The 18,434-nt window shown below is 73.9% G+C and carries 16 protein-coding genes and 1 pseudogene; 8 read left to right on the forward strand and 9 right to left on the reverse strand.

What is annotated here, in order from left to right; genetic code table 11:
• Positions 1 to 33: 33 nt before the first annotated feature.
• From SSNG_RS02315 to SSNG_RS02330, 4 genes and pseudogenes are all read right to left on the reverse strand, one after another.
• A pseudogene (locus SSNG_RS02315) lies at positions 34 to 3,183 on the reverse strand (BTAD domain-containing putative transcriptional regulator); the annotation flags it as partial.
• A 67-nt stretch (positions 3,184 to 3,250) separates the two neighbouring features.
• Positions 3,251 to 3,991, reverse strand: a complete 741-nt coding sequence (locus SSNG_RS02320; protein ID WP_007262174.1) for a class I SAM-dependent methyltransferase — start codon at positions 3,989 to 3,991, stop codon at positions 3,251 to 3,253.
• 278 nt (positions 3,992 to 4,269) lie between these two features.
• On the reverse strand, positions 4,270 to 4,965 hold the full coding sequence (locus SSNG_RS02325) for a response regulator transcription factor (protein WP_042800416.1): 696 nt from the start codon (positions 4,963 to 4,965) through the stop codon (positions 4,270 to 4,272).
• Positions 4,925 to 6,169 carry a sensor histidine kinase gene (locus tag SSNG_RS02330; RefSeq protein WP_128636834.1) on the reverse strand — a complete coding sequence of 415 codons (1,245 nt, stop codon included), beginning with the start codon at positions 6,167 to 6,169 and terminating at the stop codon, positions 4,925 to 4,927. Before SSNG_RS02330 ends, SSNG_RS02325 begins: the two co-directional genes overlap by 41 nt.
• Positions 6,170 to 6,451: 282 nt before the next feature.
• Between SSNG_RS02330 and SSNG_RS38595 the strand changes: the two genes are divergently transcribed.
• The 7 genes from SSNG_RS38595 to SSNG_RS02365 all read left to right on the forward strand — a co-directional run bounded on the left by SSNG_RS38595 (position 6,452) and on the right by SSNG_RS02365 (position 12,832).
• Positions 6,452 to 7,189, forward strand: coding sequence for a peptidoglycan-binding protein (locus SSNG_RS38595; RefSeq protein ID WP_063749868.1), 738 nt, complete (start codon positions 6,452 to 6,454; stop codon positions 7,187 to 7,189).
• A 49-nt stretch (positions 7,190 to 7,238) separates the two neighbouring features.
• The gene (locus tag SSNG_RS02340) at positions 7,239 to 7,760 is read left to right on the forward strand and encodes a hypothetical protein (RefSeq protein WP_007262178.1); all 522 of its coding nucleotides are present in this window, start codon (positions 7,239 to 7,241) and stop codon (positions 7,758 to 7,760) included.
• Positions 7,757 to 8,752, forward strand: coding sequence for a penicillin-insensitive murein endopeptidase (locus tag SSNG_RS02345; RefSeq protein ID WP_241694980.1), 996 nt, complete (start codon positions 7,757 to 7,759; stop codon positions 8,750 to 8,752). Before SSNG_RS02340 ends, SSNG_RS02345 begins: the two co-directional genes overlap by 4 nt.
• Before the next feature lie 28 nt (positions 8,753 to 8,780).
• Positions 8,781 to 9,179: a hypothetical protein gene (locus SSNG_RS37680; protein WP_050779518.1), complete on the forward strand. Its 399-nt coding sequence runs from the start codon at positions 8,781 to 8,783 to the stop codon at positions 9,177 to 9,179.
• A gap of 148 nt (positions 9,180 to 9,327) precedes the next feature.
• Positions 9,328 to 11,004 carry an FAD-dependent oxidoreductase gene (locus SSNG_RS02355; protein ID WP_007262181.1) on the forward strand — a complete coding sequence of 559 codons (1,677 nt, stop codon included), beginning with the start codon at positions 9,328 to 9,330 and terminating at the stop codon, positions 11,002 to 11,004.
• Between the two features lie 23 nt (positions 11,005 to 11,027).
• Positions 11,028 to 12,482: an ATP-binding protein gene (locus SSNG_RS02360; protein WP_128637339.1), complete on the forward strand. Its 1,455-nt coding sequence runs from the start codon at positions 11,028 to 11,030 to the stop codon at positions 12,480 to 12,482.
• Entirely contained in the window at positions 12,479 to 12,832 is a 354-nt protein-coding gene (locus SSNG_RS02365) for a UBP-type zinc finger domain-containing protein (RefSeq protein ID WP_007262183.1), read from the forward strand. The genes SSNG_RS02360 and SSNG_RS02365 overlap by 4 nt, the downstream gene beginning before the upstream one ends.
• A gap of 67 nt (positions 12,833 to 12,899) precedes the next feature.
• On the opposite strand, the gene SSNG_RS02370 is transcribed toward SSNG_RS02365, so the two are convergent.
• Positions 12,900 to 13,820 (reverse strand): NAD-dependent epimerase/dehydratase family protein, encoded by a 921-nt coding sequence (locus SSNG_RS02370; RefSeq protein WP_007262184.1) that lies wholly within the window; start codon positions 13,818 to 13,820, stop codon positions 12,900 to 12,902.
• A 70-nt stretch (positions 13,821 to 13,890) separates the two neighbouring features.
• On the opposite strand from SSNG_RS02370, the gene SSNG_RS02375 reads away from it, so the two are divergent.
• Positions 13,891 to 14,787, forward strand: a complete 897-nt coding sequence (locus SSNG_RS02375) for a LysR family transcriptional regulator (RefSeq protein WP_042800417.1) — start codon at positions 13,891 to 13,893, stop codon at positions 14,785 to 14,787.
• A 31-nt stretch (positions 14,788 to 14,818) separates the two neighbouring features.
• On the opposite strand, the gene SSNG_RS02380 is transcribed toward SSNG_RS02375, so the two are convergent.
• The 4 genes from SSNG_RS02380 to SSNG_RS02395 form a co-directional block, all read right to left on the reverse strand.
• The gene (locus tag SSNG_RS02380) at positions 14,819 to 15,328 is read right to left on the reverse strand and encodes a dihydrofolate reductase (RefSeq protein WP_007262186.1); all 510 of its coding nucleotides are present in this window, start codon (positions 15,326 to 15,328) and stop codon (positions 14,819 to 14,821) included.
• Positions 15,325 to 16,122 carry a thymidylate synthase gene (locus SSNG_RS02385; protein WP_007262187.1) on the reverse strand — a complete coding sequence of 266 codons (798 nt, stop codon included), beginning with the start codon at positions 16,120 to 16,122 and terminating at the stop codon, positions 15,325 to 15,327. The genes SSNG_RS02380 and SSNG_RS02385 overlap by 4 nt, the downstream gene beginning before the upstream one ends.
• 11 nt (positions 16,123 to 16,133) lie before the next feature.
• The gene (locus SSNG_RS02390; RefSeq protein ID WP_007262188.1) at positions 16,134 to 17,297 is read right to left on the reverse strand and encodes an LLM class flavin-dependent oxidoreductase; all 1,164 of its coding nucleotides are present in this window, start codon (positions 17,295 to 17,297) and stop codon (positions 16,134 to 16,136) included.
• 10 nt (positions 17,298 to 17,307) lie between these two features.
• On the reverse strand, positions 17,308 to 18,434 hold a 1,127-nt coding region (locus SSNG_RS02395; RefSeq protein WP_007262189.1), incomplete at its 5' end, for an NtaA/DmoA family FMN-dependent monooxygenase.

Consider the following 18,434-nt stretch of genomic DNA (forward strand, 5'->3'; position numbering starts at 1 on the left):
CGTTCCCGTTCCCGTTCCCGCAGCAGGCCGAGGAGCGGCCCGCCGCAGTCCGTCCCGGTCCAGGGCGGCGTACCCGGACCGTGCGTCCTCGTACGCCGCCCGGTCGGCGCGGCGGGCCGCCTCCCGGGCGCGGGTGGAGGACATGGTCGGCTGGAAGGTGCGCAGGCACCGGAGGGACTCGGTCAGGGCGAGCAGCCGTACGCCGACGCCGACCGTGGCCGCGCTGCCGTCCGCGGCTCCCCTGACGAGGTCGGCCGTCCCCAGTGCGAGCAGCAGCGCGCCGCAGAGGGGGAGGTCCGCCGGGGCGCCCCGCTCCAGCCGGGACCGCGCGCGTTCCGGAAGGCGGGCGGTGAGCTCCTCGACCGGGGCGAGCCGGCCGTGGTGGGCGTGTGCGGCCACGGCGGCGGCGCGCAGCTCCAGGGCCCAGGGCGCCAGGTCCACGTCGAGGCCGAGGACCGGTTCGCCGGGCCGCTCGGGGAGGGCCGCGGCACGGCGCCAGAGCGTCAGGCCCCGCTCCGTCCCGCCCCTCGCGAGCTCGATCTCGGCACGGGCTCCCAGTTCGGGGGTCGGTACGTCTCCGGTCTCCTCCGGCCGGCTCCGCGCGGCCGGCTCCAGCCACCGTTCCGCCTCGTCCACGTCCCCCGTCTGGAGGTGGCCCAGCACCATGCCCCAGCGCAGGCCCAGCGTGTCGGGCCAGTCGCCGAGCGGGTCGAGGACGCGGACGGCCTCGCTCAGGTGGCGCACTGCCTCCTCCCCCCGCTCCGCGCGCAGGCACAGCTCCCCCAGCCGGGACCGGGCGATGACCTGGAGCCAGGGGATGCGGTGCTCCTCGACGGCGGCGAGCGTCCGCCGGGCGGCCGCCAGGGCCCGCTCCGGTTCGTGGTCGTTCTCCCACAGGTATCCGGCCAGTCCCTCGGCCACCCCGGCGAGCAGGGGCTCGCCGCTGCCGCGGAAGGCGTCCAGCCGCCTGCGGTCGCTCCCGAACACCTCGGGGGCGGCGCGCAGGAGGGTGGCGAGGGCCCTGGGGAGGGTGTCCGCGGGGGCCTGCGGCAGGCGGCGCAGGAGGGCGAGGAGGCGGGGCGGTGCGGGGGCTCCGCCCAGCAGCGGGCCGACGGCGAGCAGCACCGCGGCGGTGCGGGTGGCCTCGACGTGGGCGGGTTCCGGCCGGTGGTGCGAGAGCGCCGCGCCGGCTTCGGCCGCGAGGGGGATCAGCCGTGCGTAGTTCCCCTCGGTGGCCCACAGGCTGCACAGTACGGCGCCGGCCGCCGCGACGGTGGGCGCGTCGCGGCGGGCGAGGGCGAGGCGCAGGGCGAGGACGAGGTTGTCGTGCTCGGCCTTGATCCCCCGCCACGCGGTGTACGGGTCGGGGCCGAAGGGCGCGTCGTGCCGGGCGCGGCCGAAGCCGCGCGCCCAGAGCAGGAACCGCCCGGTGACGCGTTCCGTCTCGCCGGCCCGGTCCCGGTGCGCGGCGGCGAACTCCCGTACGGTCTCCAGCATCCGGAAGCGGGTGCCGGTGCCGGTGTCGGCGACCTTGAGCAGGGACTGGTCGGCGAGGTCCGCCAGGACGTCCAGGGCGTCCGGGGCCGGGGGGAGGCCGTCACCGAGCAGGTGGGCGGCGGCCTCGGCCGTGAAGCCGCCGGGGAAGACGGACAGGGCGCGCAGGGCCGTCCGCCCGGCGGGTTCGAGGAGGTTCCAGCTCCAGTCGACGACGGCGTGCAGGGTGCGGTGGCGCGGGGGCGCGTCCCGGGTGCCGCCGCGGAGCAGTGCGAACCGGTCGTCCAGGCGGCGGGTCATGTCCGCGACCGACATGACCCGTACCCGCGCGGCCGCCAGCTCCACGGCGAGCGGCAGCCCGTCCAGGCGGCGGCAGAGCTCCGCGACCTGCTGGGCGGGGAGTTCCACGCCGGGGCGCGCGGCCCGGGCCCGTTGTTCGAACAGCCGGACCGTCGTGGCCTGATCGAGCTCGGGCAGCGGGTGGACCGCTTCGGAGGACAGGCCGAGCGGTGCCCGGCCGGTGGTGAGGATCCGCAGGTCACGGGTGATGGCGACGAGGGCCCGGACCAGTTCGGCGGCTCCGTCCAGCACGTGTTCGCAGTTGTCCAGCACCAGCAGGGCCGGGCCGGGGCCGAGGGCGCCGGCGATGCCGGCCGGCAGGTCGGCGCGCGGGCCGGGGCGGCCCGGGGGCCCGGGACGGGGTTCGGCGACGCCGAGGGCGGAGGCGACCTCGCCCGCGACGTCCGCGTCGCCGGTGACGCCGGCGAGGGCGACCAGGTGGACGGTGTGGTGTGCCGCGTCCCGGGCGACGGCGGCGGCGAGCCGGGTCTTGCCGAGCCCGCCGGGTCCCACGATCGAGGTGACGCGGGAGGTGCGCAGCAGCCGCGCCACGGCGGCGATGTCGTCGGCGCGGCCCAGGAGTTCGTTGGGCTCGTGCGGTACTCCGCGGCGTACCGCCGGGGTGCCGGTCCGCAGCAGTTCCCGGTGCAGGGCGCGCAGGGCCGGCCCGGGGTCGGTGCCCAGGTCGTCGCGGAGTGCGCGGCGGTGGCGGTCGTAGGTGGCCAGGGCGGTGGGGGCGCCCGCGGTGGCGGCCTCGCAGCGGACCAGTTCCAGCAGGAGTTCCTCGTCCCGGGGCAGTTCCCGGACGAGTTCCGTCAGTGGCTCCAGCGCCTCGGGCTCCCGGCCGGTGCGCGCCAGTCCGAGTGCCCGGGCGCGGAGCAGCGAGCGGTACGCCGGGCGGCGTTCGGCCCTGAGGGCGGACAGCGGATCGCCGGGTACGGGTTCCCCGTGCCCGGGGCCGCCCGCACCCCAGAGCGCCAGCCCCGCTTCGGCTTCGGCGAGGGCCCCGGGGTGGTCGCCGGAGCGGGACTTCGCCGCGCAGGCGGCGGTGTGCAGCAGGACGGCCGAGGCGTCGACCCGCTCCGCCCCGAGGGCGAGCCGGTAGCCGCCCGGGGTACCGGCGATGGCCTCGGGCCCCAGCTGCGTGCGCGCCCGCGAGACGAGGACCTGCAGCGCCTTGACCGGATGCGCAGGCCGCTCGTCCGGCCAGAGCCCGTCGATCAGCCGCGCGGTACCGCATCCGGCGCGCAACTCGCGGGCGAGGAGGGCGATCAGTGCCCGCATCCGGGGTGCCGTGATCTCCCGGCCCCGGAAGGCCACCGTCGTCAGGGTGGTCAGCTCCATGGTCACCGGACCAGCCTAGAACGGAGGACGGGCCCGGCCCCCGAGGGGGCCGGGCCGGTGTCCGGCACCTCGGTCAGGCGGTGCAGCGGATCATCGTCAGCGGGCGGTTGGAGGTGTAGTCCGCCCAGTACTCCTCGCCGTACTTCTGCAGGCCGGTGTCCGAGACCTCGAGGGTGACCCACTCGATCCCGGTGAACCCGGCCGCCTTCAGGGTCTGCTCGTACGTCTCCTTCGAGGGCACGGTGGCCTCGAAGGAGACCGGCGGGTCGAGCAGGGCGGTGAGCCGGATCCCGACGCCGATCTCGTTGTCCTTGCCGGTCGGTTCGAGCAGGAACCCGTACTTCTCCAGCGACGGGCCGCCGAAGTCGTAGCCGGGGTCCTGCACGAACAGGTGGAACGGGGCGCCGGGGACGAGGCTGCGCCGGATGTTGCGCATCATCCGCTCGATCTCGGCTACGTCGCCGGCGTAGTTGAACGCCTGCACGGCGATGGCCACGTCGAACGGCTCGTCGAACTCGCGCAGGGTGGTCGTGTCCGCGACCTCGTAGTCGATGCCGAGGGGTTCGGCGCCCTCGATCGCCTTGGCCGCGTCGATCATCGCGCCGGAGACGTCGAAGCCGAGGACGCGGGTGGCGCCGCGGCGCTTGAGCTCGCGGCTGTAGAAGCCGGTGCCGCAGGCGATGTCGAGCACGGACTTGCCGGTGACGTCGCCGACCAGGCCGAGGAAGCCCGGTACCTCGGCGTAGCGGATGATGGGCAGGGTCTTGAAGCCTTCGAACGCTTCGCCGATTCCGTCGTACAGCTGACCACTCATCGCAGTGGTTCCCCCATCGTTCTGTGGCGTCGGCTCCCATGACGAGCCGCGGCCCTCGGCGGGAAGTCTGCTGCGTGGGCGACGGGACTTCGTACTGGCGGAACACACGAACCTGCTGGTCACGTCACCGAGGTGCGCACAAAGGCGCCCGCCCCCAACGGACCGGCGGGGTAACCGGATTGGGGCACCCGCCTGCTTCCGTTTCCGCTCCGGTGATCAAGGAGCGGGGCGGGGTGCGAGCCGCCCCGCCCTTCCGCTTCAAGGACCCGGCAGGGCGTTCAGCAGGGGTGGCCGACGGGCCTCCCCGGAACCACCAGTCCGGCCTCGTACGCGACGGCGACCGCCTGGGCGCGGCTGCGCAGGCCGAGTTTGGTCATCGTGCGGTGCAGGTGCGTCTTGACGGTGGCCTCGGTGACGACGAGTTCCGCGGCGATCTCGTCGTTGCCCAGTCCCCTGGCCACCAGCCGCAGCACGTCCTGTTCCCGGTTGGTGAGCCGGGAGAGGGTGCGGTCGTCGCCGCCGGGGCCCTCGGTGCGCGCGCTGTAGGCCTCGATGAGGCGCCGGGTCACGGCGGGCGCGAACAGCATGTCGCCGCCGGCGATCGTGGTCACCGCGGAGATCAGCCGCTCGGGCGGGGTGTCCTTGAGGAGGAAGCCGCTCGCGCCCGCGCGCAGCGCCGCGTACACGTACTCGTCCACGTCGAAGGTGGTGAGCACGATGATGCGCGACCGGGTGCCCTGCTGGCCGGCGAGGATGCGTTCGGCCGCGGTGATGCCGTCGATGCCCGGGAGGCGGATGTCCATGAGGATCACGTCGGGCCGGTGGGCCAGTGCGGCGGCCACGGCGGACTCGCCGTCCGAGGCCTCCGCGACCCCGGCGAACCCGGGTGCGGCGCGCAGGAGTGCGGCGATGCCTCCGCGGATCAGGTCCTGATCATCGACAACGAGCACGTCCGTCACTGTCGTCCCCCTCATGTCCGGTCGCGGCCGGGCCCCATGCGTCCTCCGGGAGCTCCGAGCCGGTCGGAAGGGAGAGGCGGACCTCGAATCCCCCTTCACCCAGAGGCCCGGCGGACAGCCTGCCGCCGCAGATCCTCACCCGTTCCCGCATGCCGATCAACCCGTGTCCGGAACCCGGAGCGGCGATGGCCGGTTTCCCCTCGCCGCCGTCGTCGCGCACCGAGATGGTCAACCGGTCGGCCAGATAGGCGATCCGCACCTCCACACGGGCGCAACGGGCGTGTTTCACCACATTGGTGAGGGCCTCCTGGAGGACCCGGTAGGCACACACCTCCAGGCCCGGATCGAGTTTCCGGGGCACTCCCGTTGTCCGTATGTCGACGGTCACCCCCGCCGCTCCGACCCGCCGGGCGAGCTCCTCCACCCGGCTGAGTTCCGGCAGCGGGCCGAGCGGCGCGGACGAGGGGTCGTCCTCCCGGCCCAGGTCGACGCGGAGGACGGTGAGCAGCCGCCGCAGTTCGCCCAGGGCGTCGCGGCTGGCGCCGGCGATGGTGGTGAGCGCCGCCCGGGCGGTGGCGGGGTCCGAGGCGAAGACGTAGTCGGCGAGTCCGGCCTGGACGGAGATCACCGACATGTGGTGGGCGACCACGTCGTGCAGCTCGCGCGCGATGTGGATCCGCTCGTCGACCACCGCCCGCCGCGCCCGTTCGCGCTGCTCGTGGGCGAGCGCCTCCGCGAGCCGGACCAGTTCGAGGTTCTGCAGGGCGACCTGGCGCCGTCCGCGGCCGAACACCAGGCAGATGACGGGGACGATCACGGCCTGTCCGAGGACCAGCAGCGGGCTGAGGCCGCCCGCGAACCCGCTGAACAGCACGGTCGCCGCGGCGAGGCCGGCACCGGGCGCCGACATGCGCAGCGGGCACCTGGACGCCGCGTTGACCAGGGCGACGGGGATCGCCCACCAGTTCAGCGACGGCTGGTAGCCGGCGGCGAGGTAGAGCGAGTACCCGAGGCAGCAGGCGGTCAGGGCCGTCATCGGCCGCGCCCGCCGGACGGCGAGCGGCAGTGCCGTGAGGCAGGTGAGCAGGTACGCCGGGACGTCGAACGGCGCCCAGGCGGCGTGGGGGTACTCCTCCCCCGCGACGCACCCGCCCACCGCCAGGACGACGGGGAGCGCGCTGTCGAGAAGGGCTTGCCGCAGGCGTGACCGGGTGCTCATCGCTGGAAGGTATGCGGATCCGGCGGGGGCGTCGTCCACCGTGGGGTTGATCTCCGCGAGGGCGGTGGGGCGTGCCTGCCACGTCAACCCGGGGGTGTGCCCCGGACGTCAACCGCCGGGTTGAGACGGGCCCGGACGTCAACTCCTCGGCTGACGGCGGGCGTCGGGAAGCTCAATCCGTCAGCGGACGTCCGGGCGGGGGGCCCGCTCCTAGCCTTCTCACCGTCAAGTCCGGCAGCCACCGGGGCCGAAGGTCCCGGGCGACTTCCCGAGGAGCCTGGAGTGAGACCGATTTCCGCTGCCCGAATACCGTTCCTGGCCTCCGGGGGTGCGACGGCGGCCCTGCTCGTCACGATGCTGGGCGCGCACGACGCGAACGCGGTCGACCAGGTCCGCGTGGAGCAGTCCAACCTGGCGGGGCTGGGGTACCTGGCGGCGGACCGGGTGGACGGGGTCGACGGCCCCGCCACCCGGGCCGCGCTGCGGGACTTCCAGGGCGACAACGGCCTGGACGCGGACGGCAAGTACGGCGCCCGCAGCGAACTCGCCCTGCACGGCCAGGTCAAGGCCGTCCAGGCCAAGGCGGGCGTCGCGGCCGACGGGCTCTTCGGGGCCGGCACCAGGTCGGCCGTCAAGCGGTGGCAGAGCACCCACGGGGTCGGCGCCGACGGGACCGCGGGGCCGGCCACGATGTCGGCGATGGGAGTGTCCCGCACCGTCAGGATCGCGGCGCAGAAGCAGTTCGGCGCGCACGGCTGGACCGTGGCGGCGCAGTTCGGCTGCCTGAACGACCTCTGGAACGGCGAGAGCGGCTGGCGGGTGTACGCCACCAATCCGAGCAGCGGTGCGTACGGGATCCCGCAGGCACTGCCGGCCACCAAGATGGCGAGCGCCGGCGCCGACTGGAAGACCAATCCCGCCACCCAGATCAAGTGGGGCCTGAAGTACATCGACGACCGGTACGGGACGCCCTGCAACGCGTACAAGGCCTGGAAGTCCCGCTCACCGCACTGGTACTAGCCCTTCTCTTCTCCGCACGAACCCCGAACACAGCATCCGAGGAGTCACCATGCGCACCCTGCACCGCTTCGCCCTGACCGCGGGCGCCATCGGCGCGGCCACCGTACTGGCCCTGCCCGGCAACGCGTTCGCCGTCTCCAAGCTCTCCCAGTCCCAGGCGGCCTCCCAGCTCCGGGCCGCCGGCGTCACCTGGTCCTCCAGCGGCAACTGCACGGACCGGCAGAACCCCACCTGCACCTCCTTCGAGCAGATCAACCAGGCCTCCGTCACCGGTCTCAAGACCCTCAAGAGCGCGAGCAAGTGCGCGGTCCACGTCACCGGAGCCACGGAGGTCGGCCACGACCGCACCTTCAAGTACAGCCACGAGAAGGGCTACAAGGTCGACATCAACCCCGCCGACTGCATCAGCAACTACATCACGCGCAGCTTCACGCGCATCGCCCCCAGGAAGGGCGACCCCCGCTACCGGTCCTCGGCGGGCAACGTCTACACCTTGGAGAGGAGCAAGAACCACTGGGACATCACCTTCTGCGACGGCGTCGCGGCCTGCACGGCCGAGGCGAGCCGGTGACGGCGACGCGCTGGTCCCGCACCTCCCGGAGGGCGGCCGCCCTCGTCGTCCCGGCCGCCGTGCTGATGGCGTTGGCCGGGCCCGCGCAGGAGTCCCTCGCCTACGGGCGCGCCCAGTACCCCGCGCAGTCCGCGGGCAACCGGGGCACCGACGTCCTGGCCCTCCAGCGGCTGCTCGTCTCGAAGGGGCAGTCCGCCCCGGCCGACGGGGTGTTCGGGGCGTCGACCACGGCGGCCGTCAAGCGCTTCCAGGCCTCGCACAAGCTCGCCGCCGACGGCATCGTCGGCGCGGCCACCTGGGCGGCCCTGGCCCCCACGCTGAAGGAGGGCGCCTCGGGGCCGGCCGTGTCCGCCCTGCAGGGCGAGCTCAACGCCAAGGCCGGAGCCGGACTCGGCGTGGACGGGAAGTTCGGCGACGGGACCAAGGCGGCGGTGCGCAGGTTCCAGACCGCGGCAGGGCTGACGGCCGACGGCGTCGTGGGTCCGGCGACCTGGAAGAACCTGCTCTGGCACTACGAGCGCGTCACCTTCTCCGGGAACAACCTGTGCGACCAGAACCCGGACGGGAACAAGACGGCGAACTGGGGCACGGCCGCGGCCGTCGCCCAGCTGGAGGCCGCCGGACGCGCCTTCGCCTCCGCCGGCCGCGGCCGGATCCCGGTGGGCGACCTCGGGCTCGAACTGGGCGGGAACATCCCCGGCCACGCCAGCCACGAGCAGGGCCTGGACGCGGACCTGTGGCCCGTCCGCGACGACGGCGCGCAGTGCACGGCCGCCCGGATCACGTGGAAGTCCGCCGCCTACGACCGGGCGGCCACCCGCCGGCTGGTCCAGGAGATCCGGCGGGCCGCGCCCGGGCACGTCAAGACCGTCTTCTTCAACGACCCCCAGCTGATCTCCGAGGGCCTGACCACCTCGTGGGCGGGCCACGACAACCACCTGCACGTGCGCTACTGCGAGCCCGCCCACCCCAGTGCCGCCTACCGGTGCTGACCGTGACCTTCCGGAGGAGAACACCGTCGTGAACACCATCCGCACCACCACCGTCGCCGCGGCAGGCATCGCCGCCGCCGCGGGCCTGCTGGCCCTCGCCGCGGCTCCGGCCTCGGCCGCCGCGCCCCACGGCTGCGCCTCGTCCAGTGTCTGCTTCTACCTGAAGAAGACGGACTACGACGCCAACCGCCCCACCGCGACGTACAAGGACGCCACCAGCGGCTTCCAGACCCTGGGGGCGCGTGCCAAGGGGGCGAAGGCCGTCGTCAACAACCGCGGCGGCCGGGTTCAGATCCGCTATCTCACCGGCGGGCGCACGTACACGGCCTGCCTCGACGCGCGGGTGACCTGGGCCCCGGTGCTGCCCGAGTACACGGTGACCGCCGTGAGGCTGGAGACCCCCTCGGCCTGCCCGCCCCGCCCCTGAGGGCAGGGGAACCGCGGGCCGGGGTCCCGGGGCGCCCGGAGCCGGGGCGGGGTGTCGGGGGCACCCGCGCCAGCGACTCCGGGCGCCCGCCCGCGTCCCCGGAGCGGTTCCGGAGCGGTCCCGGCCCGCCGACCCTACGATGGGCCGTATGGCAGAGGCCGTGGAGAGCGCGCGGACCGTCATCCTGACCGTGGACGACGACCCGGGCGTTTCCCGCGTCATCGCCCGTGACCTGCGGCGCCGCTACGGCGGCGGGTACCGGATCGTGCGCGCCGAGTCCGGCGAGTCCGCGCTGGAGGCGCTGCGGGAGCTGAAGCTGCGCGGCGACCTGGTGGCCGTGATCCTCGCCGACTACCGCATGCCCCGGATGAACGGCATCGAGTTCCTCGAACAGGCCCTGAACGTGTACCCGGGCGCGCGGCGCGTGCTGCTGACCGCGTACGCGGACACGGGCGCGGCGATCGACGCGATCAACGTGGTCGACCTCGACCACTACCTCCTCAAGCCCTGGGACCCGCCGGAGGAGAAGCTCTACCCGGTCCTGGACGACCTGCTCGCGGCCTGGCGGTCCAGCGACCACCGGCCGGTGCCCGCGACCAAGGTGGTCGGGCACCGCTGGTCGGCGCCGTCCTCGCGGGTGCGGGAGTTCCTGGCCCGCAACCAGGTGCCGTACCGCTGGTACTCCTGCGACGAGCCCGAGGGCCGGCGGCTGCTGGAGGCGGCGGGGGCCGACGGGCACCGCCTGCCGTTGGTGGTCACCCCGGAGGGCACGGCGCTGATCGAGCCGGAGCCGGCCGAGCTGGCCGCCCACGTGGGGCTCGCCACCACCCCGGCGGCCGAGTTCTACGACCTGGTGGTCATCGGCGGCGGCCCCGCCGGGCTCGGAGCGGCGGTGTACGGGGCCTCCGAGGGGCTGCGCACCGTGCTGGTCGAACGGTCGGCGACGGGCGGGCAGGCCGGCCAGAGCTCCCGCATCGAGAACTACCTCGGCTTCCCGGACGGCGTTTCGGGCGCCCAGCTCACGGAGCGCGCCCGCCGCCAGGCGGCCCGCTTCGGCGCCGAGATCCTCACGGCCCGCGAGGTCACCGGCCTGGAGGTCAGGGGGCCGGCCCGGGTGGTCCGCTTCTCCGACGGATCGGCGGTCGCCGCGCACAGCGTGATCCTGGCGACCGGGGTCTCGTACCGGCACCTGGGGGCGCCCGGCTGCGACGAGCTGACCGGCCGGGGGGTGTACTACGGCTCCTCCCTCACGGAGGCGGCGTCCTGCGCGGGGCAGGACGTGTACGTCGTGGGCGGCGCGAACTCGGCCGGGCAGGCGGCGATGTACCTGGCGCGGGGCTCGAAGTCGGTGACGCTGCTGGTGCGCGGGGAGTCGCTGACCGCGTCGATGTCGTACTACCTGGTCCAGCAGATCGAGGAGGCCGCGAACATCTCGGTGCGCACCCGGACCGTCGTCGAGGCGGCGCACGGTGACGACCACCTGGAGCGGCTGGTGCTGCGGGACGTGGACAGCGGGGCGACGGAACCGGTCGACGCCCAGTACGTGTTCGTGTTCATCGGCGCGGCCCCGTTGACCGACTGGCTGGACGGAACGGTGCTGCGCGACGGGCACGGCTTCATCCTGGCGGGACCGGACCTCACGGCGGACGGCCGGCCGCCGGAAGGGTGGGAGCCGGACCGGCTGCCGTACCACCTGGAGACCAGCGTTCCCGGCGTGTTCGTGGCGGGCGACGCCCGCGCCGAGTCGGCCAAGCGCGTCGCGTCCGCCGTGGGAGAGGGAGCCATGGCCGTCATGCTCGTCCACCGGTACCTGGAGCAGTCGTGAACGGGCCCGGCGGCGGACAGGTCCTGCCCTGCGCGCCGCACGAGATAGCGTCCCTGTTCCTGTTCGAGAAGCTGTCGCCGGAGCAGCTGGGGCGGCTGTGCGCCGAGGGGCGGGTGGAGCGCTTCGAGGCGGGTCCGGTGTACACCGAGGGGGAGCCCGCCACCTGCTTCTACGTGATGATCGAGGGGACCGTCGTCCTGTCGCGGCGGGTGGGCGGCGACGACGTCGAGGTGAGCCGTACCTCGCAGCGGGGGGTGTACTCGGGCGCGATGCAGGCCTATCTGGGCGAGCGGGTGCCGCAGACGTACACCAACTCCATGCGGGTGACGGAGCCGACCCGGTTCTTCGTGCTGCCGGCGCAGTCGTTCGCGGACGTCATGCGGGAGTGGTTCCCGATGGCCGCTCACCTGCTGGAGGGGCTGTTCTTCGGTTCGAAGAACACCCAGCGGGCCATCGGGCAGCGCGAGCGCCTCCTGGCGCTCGGTTCGCTGTCCGCCGGGCTCACCCACGAGCTGAACAACCCGGCCGCGGCGGCCGTCCGGGCCACTGCGGCGCTGCGCGAGCGGGTCGGCAAGATGCGGCACAAGCTGGCGCACATCTCCCAGGGCCGCTACTCGGGCGAGGCGATCGCCGATCTCATCGAGATCCAGGAGCGTACGGTCGAGCGGGTCGCGAAGGCCCCGGCGCTGAGCCCGCTGGAGGCCTCCGACCGGGAGGACGAGCTGGCGGACTGGCTGGAGGACCACGGCCTGCCGGAGGGCTGGCGGGTCGCGCCGGCCTTCGTGCAGGCCGGCCTGGACACGGACTGGCTGGACCGGGTCGCGGCGGCCGTGGCGGACGATCTGCTGCCTGCGGCGATCGGCTGGCTCGGCTACACGGTCGAGACCGAGCTGCTGATGGGCGAGATCGAGGACTCCACGGCCCGCATCTCCCACCTCGTCGACGCGGCCAGGCAGTACGCGCAGCTCGACCGGGCACCGCACCGGGTCGTGGACGTCCACGAGCTCCTGGACAGCACGCTGGTGATGCTGTCGGGGAAGATCGGGCCCGGGGTGCGGGTGGTCAAGGAGTACGACCGCTCGGTGCCGGACGTGCCCGCCTATCCGGCCGAGCTGAACCAGGTGTGGACGAACCTGATCGACAACGCCGTGTCCGCCATCGCAGAGACCGGCGGCGAGGGCACGCTGACGGTCCGCACGGCGCGGGAGGGGGACCGGCTGCTCGTGGAGTTCCGCGACACCGGGCCCGGGGTGCCGGCCGAGATCCGCAGCCGCATCTTCGACCCCTTCTTCACCACCAAACCGGTCGGCGAGGGCACCGGGCTCGGCCTGGACATCTCCTGGCGGATCGTGGTCGGCAAGCACCACGGCAGCCTCCAGGTCGAATCCGTCCCCGGCGACACCCGTTTCCAGGTGCTGCTGCCGCTGACACCGCCGGGCACCCCGGACACCCCGCACACCCCCGAGGAGACCGCATGACCGAGATCGACGGGATCGACCCGAGCGCCGCGCCCTCCGGCACCGGCTGCGTGGAGTGCGAGGAGGTGCACGGCTGGTGGTTCCACCTGCGCCGCTGCGCCCAGTGCGGCCACATCGGCTGCTGCGACTCCTCGCCGGCCCAGCACGCCACCGCCCACTGGAAGGCCACCGGCCATCCCCTGGTGCAGAGCTTCGAGCCGGGCGAGGACTGGTACTGGAACTACGACACGAACGCCCTGTTCCAGGGCGGCCCCGAGCTCACCCCGCCGTCCGAGCACCCGCCGACCCAGCCGGCGCCGGGCCCCTCCGAGCGGGTCCCGCAGGACTGGACGAGCCGCCTGCACTCCTGAAGGCGTCCGGCAGCGCCGGTTCGGGCACGGCGCCGATGGTGCGGTACCGCATGGTGGCTCCGTCCGCTCAGGCGGCGAGGGCTTCGGCGACGGCTCCGGGCAGCCAGTCGGCGGTGCGGGAGAAGCGGAAGCCCAGCTCCTTGGCGCGGGCGTTGCTCATGGCGTAGTGGCGGTCGAAGGAGAACGGGGAGGCGGCCGCGCCCGCCGGGACGGTCCGCAGGACGGGCTCCCGGCCGGTCCGGGCGGCGATGACGGCGGTGAGGCCGTGCACGTCGAGCGGGCCGTCGGAGCAGGCGTTGACGGGGCCGGTGAAGTCGGCGGCGGCCGCCCACAGCAGCAGGTCGGCCAGTTCCTCGTGGTGGATGAAGACCGTGGGCAGCGGCCCGGCGTGCACGGCGATCTCCTCGCCCCGGAGGATGCGGCCGGTGTAGTGCGCCAGCCGGCCGGTGAACTCCCGTGCGCCGCCGCCGAGCACGTGGGCGCTGCGTACGCTCGCGAACCCGAAGCCGCCGGCGGCGGCGAGGACTGCCTCCGCCTGGCGCTTGCCCTCGGCGTAGTGCTCCTCCTGGTACGCCGGGTCGTGCCAGGGGAGGTCCGGGGCCACCCGCCAGGCGGCCGGGTCCACGGCCGTTTCCGGAACCGGCGTCCCGGCGGGTACGGCCGGGAGGGCGGCCGTGGCGGGGTCGTAGACCTCGATGGTGGAGGTCATGACGTAGCGCCGGGTACGGCCGGCGAAGACGCGGGCGGCGATGGCGGCCTGCACCGGGGTGTAGCAGACCTGGTCGATCACGACGTCGAAGGTCCGGCCGTCGAGCGCGGCCCTCAGCGCGGGCTCGTCGTTCCGGTCGGCGACGAGGTGTTCGACCCCCTCGGGCGGTCGGGTGGAGCCCCGGTTGACCACGGTGACCCGGTGCCCCGCGGCGTGCAGGCGCTCGACCAGGAGCCTTCCGAAGTAGCGGCTTCCGCCGATGACGATGATCTTTTGCATGCCCTCATCGTGGAGGCCTATCGTCACCAGCGGAAGTCATGATCTGCTGATCGTGTGTGAAGGAAAACTGTTGATCGACGTACAGCGGCTGCGCGTCCTGCGGGCGGTGGCGGAGCACGGCAGTTTCAACCGGGCCGCCGCGGCCCTGCACCTCACCCCCTCTGCCGTCTCCCAGCAGATCGCCGCGCTGGAGCGCGGCCTCGGCGCGCAGGTCGTCGACCGGAGCACGCGCGGCGTCACCCTGACGCAGGCCGGCCGGATCATGGTCGGCGCCGCGGAGACGGTCGCGGCCGAGCTCGAACACGCGCGGCAGCAGGTCGACCGGCTCGGCACGGGCCGTACCCGGCTCACCGTGGCCACGTTCACCAGCGGAGGCAGGCTGCTGCTGCCGGCCGCGCTCGCCCGGCTGACGGCGGAACATCCCCGTACCGTGATCCACATCAGGGAGGGCGAACCCGAGGACACCCTGCCGCTGGTCCGCCAGGGCGCCGTGGACCTCGCCCTCGCCTACCGCTTCGACGGCCCGCTGCCCGGCGGGCCCGGGGCCGGCTCCGGTCTGGAGTGGACTCCGCTCATGGAGGACCCGCTGTACGTGGTCCTGCCGCGGCAGCACCGCTTGGCCGGGCGCGGGGCCCTGGACCTCTCCGAGCTGGCGGGCGAACCCTGGGTGCTCGGCTGCCTGCGCACCGAGGCGTACCTGCGCCGGTACGCCTCGATCGCCGGCTTCGATCCCGAGGTGCGCGGGACCACCACCGACTACTTCTTCGCGCGCTCGCTCGTCGCCGCGGGCGTGGGGGTTTCGCTGATCCCCTCCATCGCGCTCGGCCCGGAGGTCCCGGGCCTGTGTGCGGTCCCGGTCGCGGCGCCGGGCCCGGTCCGGCACATCGGGGCCGCCACCCGCGGCGGCGGCCGGCCCCCCGTCACGGCCCTCGTCCGGGCCCTGCGCGAGGAGGCCGCGCGGCTCTAGGCCGGGGGGCCGCCGGTCCGGGCGGGTCCGGTCAGCGGGTGGACCGCGGGTCCGGTGAGCGGGTGTACCGGCGGACGCGGTAGCGCAGCCCGGACGTCGAGGTGTGCCAGGCGTCGTCCGCTCCGGCGGTCCATTCCGGGCCGGGCTCGGGGGCGTGGGTGTCGCCGTCCACCTTGGTGTCGATCTCGGTCACCGAGAGCACCGTGGCGTGCTCCAGGGCGGCCCGGTAGATCTCGCCGCCGCCGATCACCCACGTCTCGCCCGCGCCGGCCGCCAGCTCCAGGGCCTCGGCGACCGAGCCGGCGCGCAGCGCGCCCCCGGCCTGCCAGTGCGGGTCGCGGGTGACGACGATGTTGCGCCGGCCGGCGAGCGGACGGAAGCGCGGGGGCAGCGAGTCCCAGGTCTTGCGGCCCATCACCACGGGGTGGCCGAGGGTGGTGGCCTTGAAGTGCGCCATGTCCTCGGGCAGCCGCCACGGAATGGTGTTGCCGGCGCCGATGACGCCGTCGAGGGTCTGCGCCCAGATCAGTCCGACGGTCATACCGCCACCGGTGCCTTGATGGCCGGGTGGTGCCGGTAGTCGAGCACCTCCACGTCGGAGTAGGCGTAGTCGAAGAGCGAGTCGGCCTGGCGCAGGTTCAGCCGGGGGAATTCGTACGGCGTGCGCGAGAGCTGCTCGGTCACCTGCTCGACGTGGTTGTCGTAGATGTGGCAGTCGCCGCCGGTCCAGATGAAGTCGCCCGGTTCGAGGCCGGTCTGCTGCGCCACCATGTGGGTGAGCAGGGCGTAGCTCGCGATGTTGAACGGCACGCCGAGGAACAGGTCCGCGCTGCGCTGGTACAGCTGGCAGGAGAGCTTGCCGTCGGCGACGTAGAACTGGAAGAAGGCGTGGCAGGGGGCGAGTGCCATCCGGGACAGCTCGGAGACGTTCCAGGCGGAGACGATCATCCGGCGGGAGTCCGGGTCGCGCCGGAGCGTGTCGAGCACCTCGGTGATCTGGTCCACGTGCCGGCCGTCGGGGGTGGGCCAGGACCGCCACTGGACGCCGTAGACCGGTCCGAGCTCGCCGTCCGCGTCGGCCCACTCGTCCCAGATGGTGACGCCGTGCTCCTGGAGCCAGCCGACGTTCGAGTCGCCGCGCAGGAACCACAGCAGCTCGTACACGATCGACTTCAGGTGCACCTTCTTGGTGGTGACCAGGGGAAACCCCTGGGAGAGGTCGTAACGCAGCTGGTGCCCGAACACGCTTCGGGTGCCGGTGCCCGTCCGGTCGGCCTTCGCCGTCCCGGAGGTGAGCACATGCCGCAACAGGTCTTCGTACTGGGTGTCCGCCACAACCGTCGAGTCTACGAGCCCCCGGGCGATGCCTCGACCAGGCGCCGGTCGGCCGGTCGGCGGCGGCGCTGCCACTCCTCGGCGAGCAGGCGGTAGGAGCGGACCCGGTCCGCGTGGTCGTGCGTGATGGTGGTGATCAGCAGTTCGTCCGCTCCGGTGGCCTCCTGGAGCCGTTCCAGGTGGTCGGCGACGGTCCGCGGCGATCCGGTGAACTGGGTGTCGACCCGGTCGGCGACGAGTTCCCGGTCGGCCTCGGTCCAGGGCAGGGCGCGCGCCTCGGCGGGTGTGGGGAAGGGGATGGCGCCCTCGGCGGTACGGATGCCGCGCACCCAGGGCGCGTATCCGGCGGCCAGTTCGCGGGCGGTCGCGTCGTCCTCGGCGACCACGACGTCGGCGGACACCGTCAGGTACGGGCGGTCCAGCTCGGCCGACGGCTTGAAGGCCGCCCGGTAGCCCTCGGCCGCCTCCAGCACGGTGGCGGGGCTGACGTGGTAGTTCGCCGCGAACCTCAGCCCGTTGCGGCCGGCGGTCTCCGCGCTGGCCCCGCCGCTGCTCCCCAGGATCCACACCTGTACGTCGGCCCCCTCCCCGGGGACGGCGTGCGCCTCCACGCCCTCCGGGGAGCGGTAGTCGCCCCGCAGCAGCGCGAGGACGTCACCGACCTGCTCGGCGTAGTCCTGCGGGCGTGCCCCGGGCAGGTTCAGCAGGCGCTGCTGGAGCGCGACCCTCGGGTGGCCCAGCAGGTGAGCGAAGGAGAAGCGGGGCGGGATGCGCAGCCCGTTCGGCGTCCACCCCTCGAAGGGCTCGGCCGCCGCGGGGTCGCGCTGCGGCGGCCGGCCGGCGGACCGGCCCAGGCCCAGGTCCAGGCGGCCGGGGTGCAGGGCGTCGATCAGGCCGAACTCCTCGACGGTGGAGAGGGCGGTGCGGTGCCCGAGCTGCACGGCACCGGAGCCGAGGCGGATGGTCGTGGTCGCGGAGGCGGTGAGTGCGAGGACGACCGCCGGGGAGGTCCCGGCCACCCCCGGGTTGAGGTGGTGCTCGGCGAACCAGTAGCGGGCGTAGCCGAAGGCCTCCGTCTGCCGGGCGAGGTCGATGCTGTGGTGCAGGGCCTCGGCGGCGGTGGAGCCGGACGGGACGGGGACGAGGTCGAGGACCCCGAGGGGGATGCCGGACATGCCGCGCTCCTTACGGGCCGGGGCGGGTGGGGGCGGGCACGGAGAGCCCGAGGTGGTCGCGGAGGGTGGTGCCCTCGTACTCGGTGCGGAAGACGCCGCGTTCCTGGAGCAGGGGGACGACGGTGTCGGCGAAGACGTCGAGGCCGCCGGGGGTGATGTGGGGGACGAGGATGAAGCCGTCGGCGGCGTCGGCCTGCACCAGGTCGTCGATCGCCCGGGCGACGGTGGCGGCGGAGCCGACGAAGGTCTGACGGGCGGTGGTCGCGATGACGAGCTCGCGGATCGACAGGTTCTTGGCGCGGGCGAGCTCGCGCCACTGCCGGGCGGTTTCCCGCGGGTCGCGGAACTGGCGGACGCTGGCCCGGCCGAGGGCGATGGTGTTCTCGCCGGGTTCGGGGTCGGTCTCGGGCAGCGGCCCGTCGGGGTCGTAGGCGGACAGGTCGCGGTTCCAGACGTGCTCCAGGTACTTGATCGCGGTCTGTCCGCTGACCTGGAGGCGGCGCACCTCGTGGGCGGTCTCGTGCGCCTCGGCGTCGGTGTCGCCGAGTACGAAGGTGGCCGCGGGCAGGATCTTCAGCTGGTCGGGGGTGCGCCCGTACCGGGGGAGGCGGCGCTTGACGTCCGCGTAGAAGGCCCGCCCCTCGTCGAGGGTCCCGTACCTGCCGAAGATCGCGTCGGCGCGGGCGGCGGCGAACTCGCGCCCCTCGTCGGAGTCGCCGGCCTGGAAGACGACCGGCCGGCCCTGCGGGCTGCGCGGCACGTTGAAGTGGCCCTCGATGTCGAAGTGCGGTCCGCGGTGGGTGAAGGCGCCCGCCCTGGCGTCCCGCAGGAAGGTGCCCGAGACCGGGTCGGCGACGATCTCGGTGCCGTCCCAGGAGTCGAACAGCCCGGTCGCGGCGGCCAGGAACTCCTTGGCGCGGGAGTAGCGCTCCTCGCGGGGCAGGAACCCGCCGCGGCGGAAGTTCTCCCCGGTGAAGGCGTCCCAGGAGGTCACCACGTTCCAGGCGGCGCGTCCGGCGGACAGGTGGTCGAGGCTGGCGAACTGCCGGGCCACCTCGTAGGGCTCGTTGAAGGTGGAGTTGATCGTCCCGGTCAGGCCGAGGCGGTCGGTGACGGCGGCGAGCGCGGCGAGGACGG

This window comes from Streptomyces sp. C, from assembly GCF_000158895.1.
Classification (GTDB): Bacteria; Actinomycetota; Actinomycetes; order Streptomycetales; family Streptomycetaceae; genus Streptomyces; species Streptomyces racemochromogenes.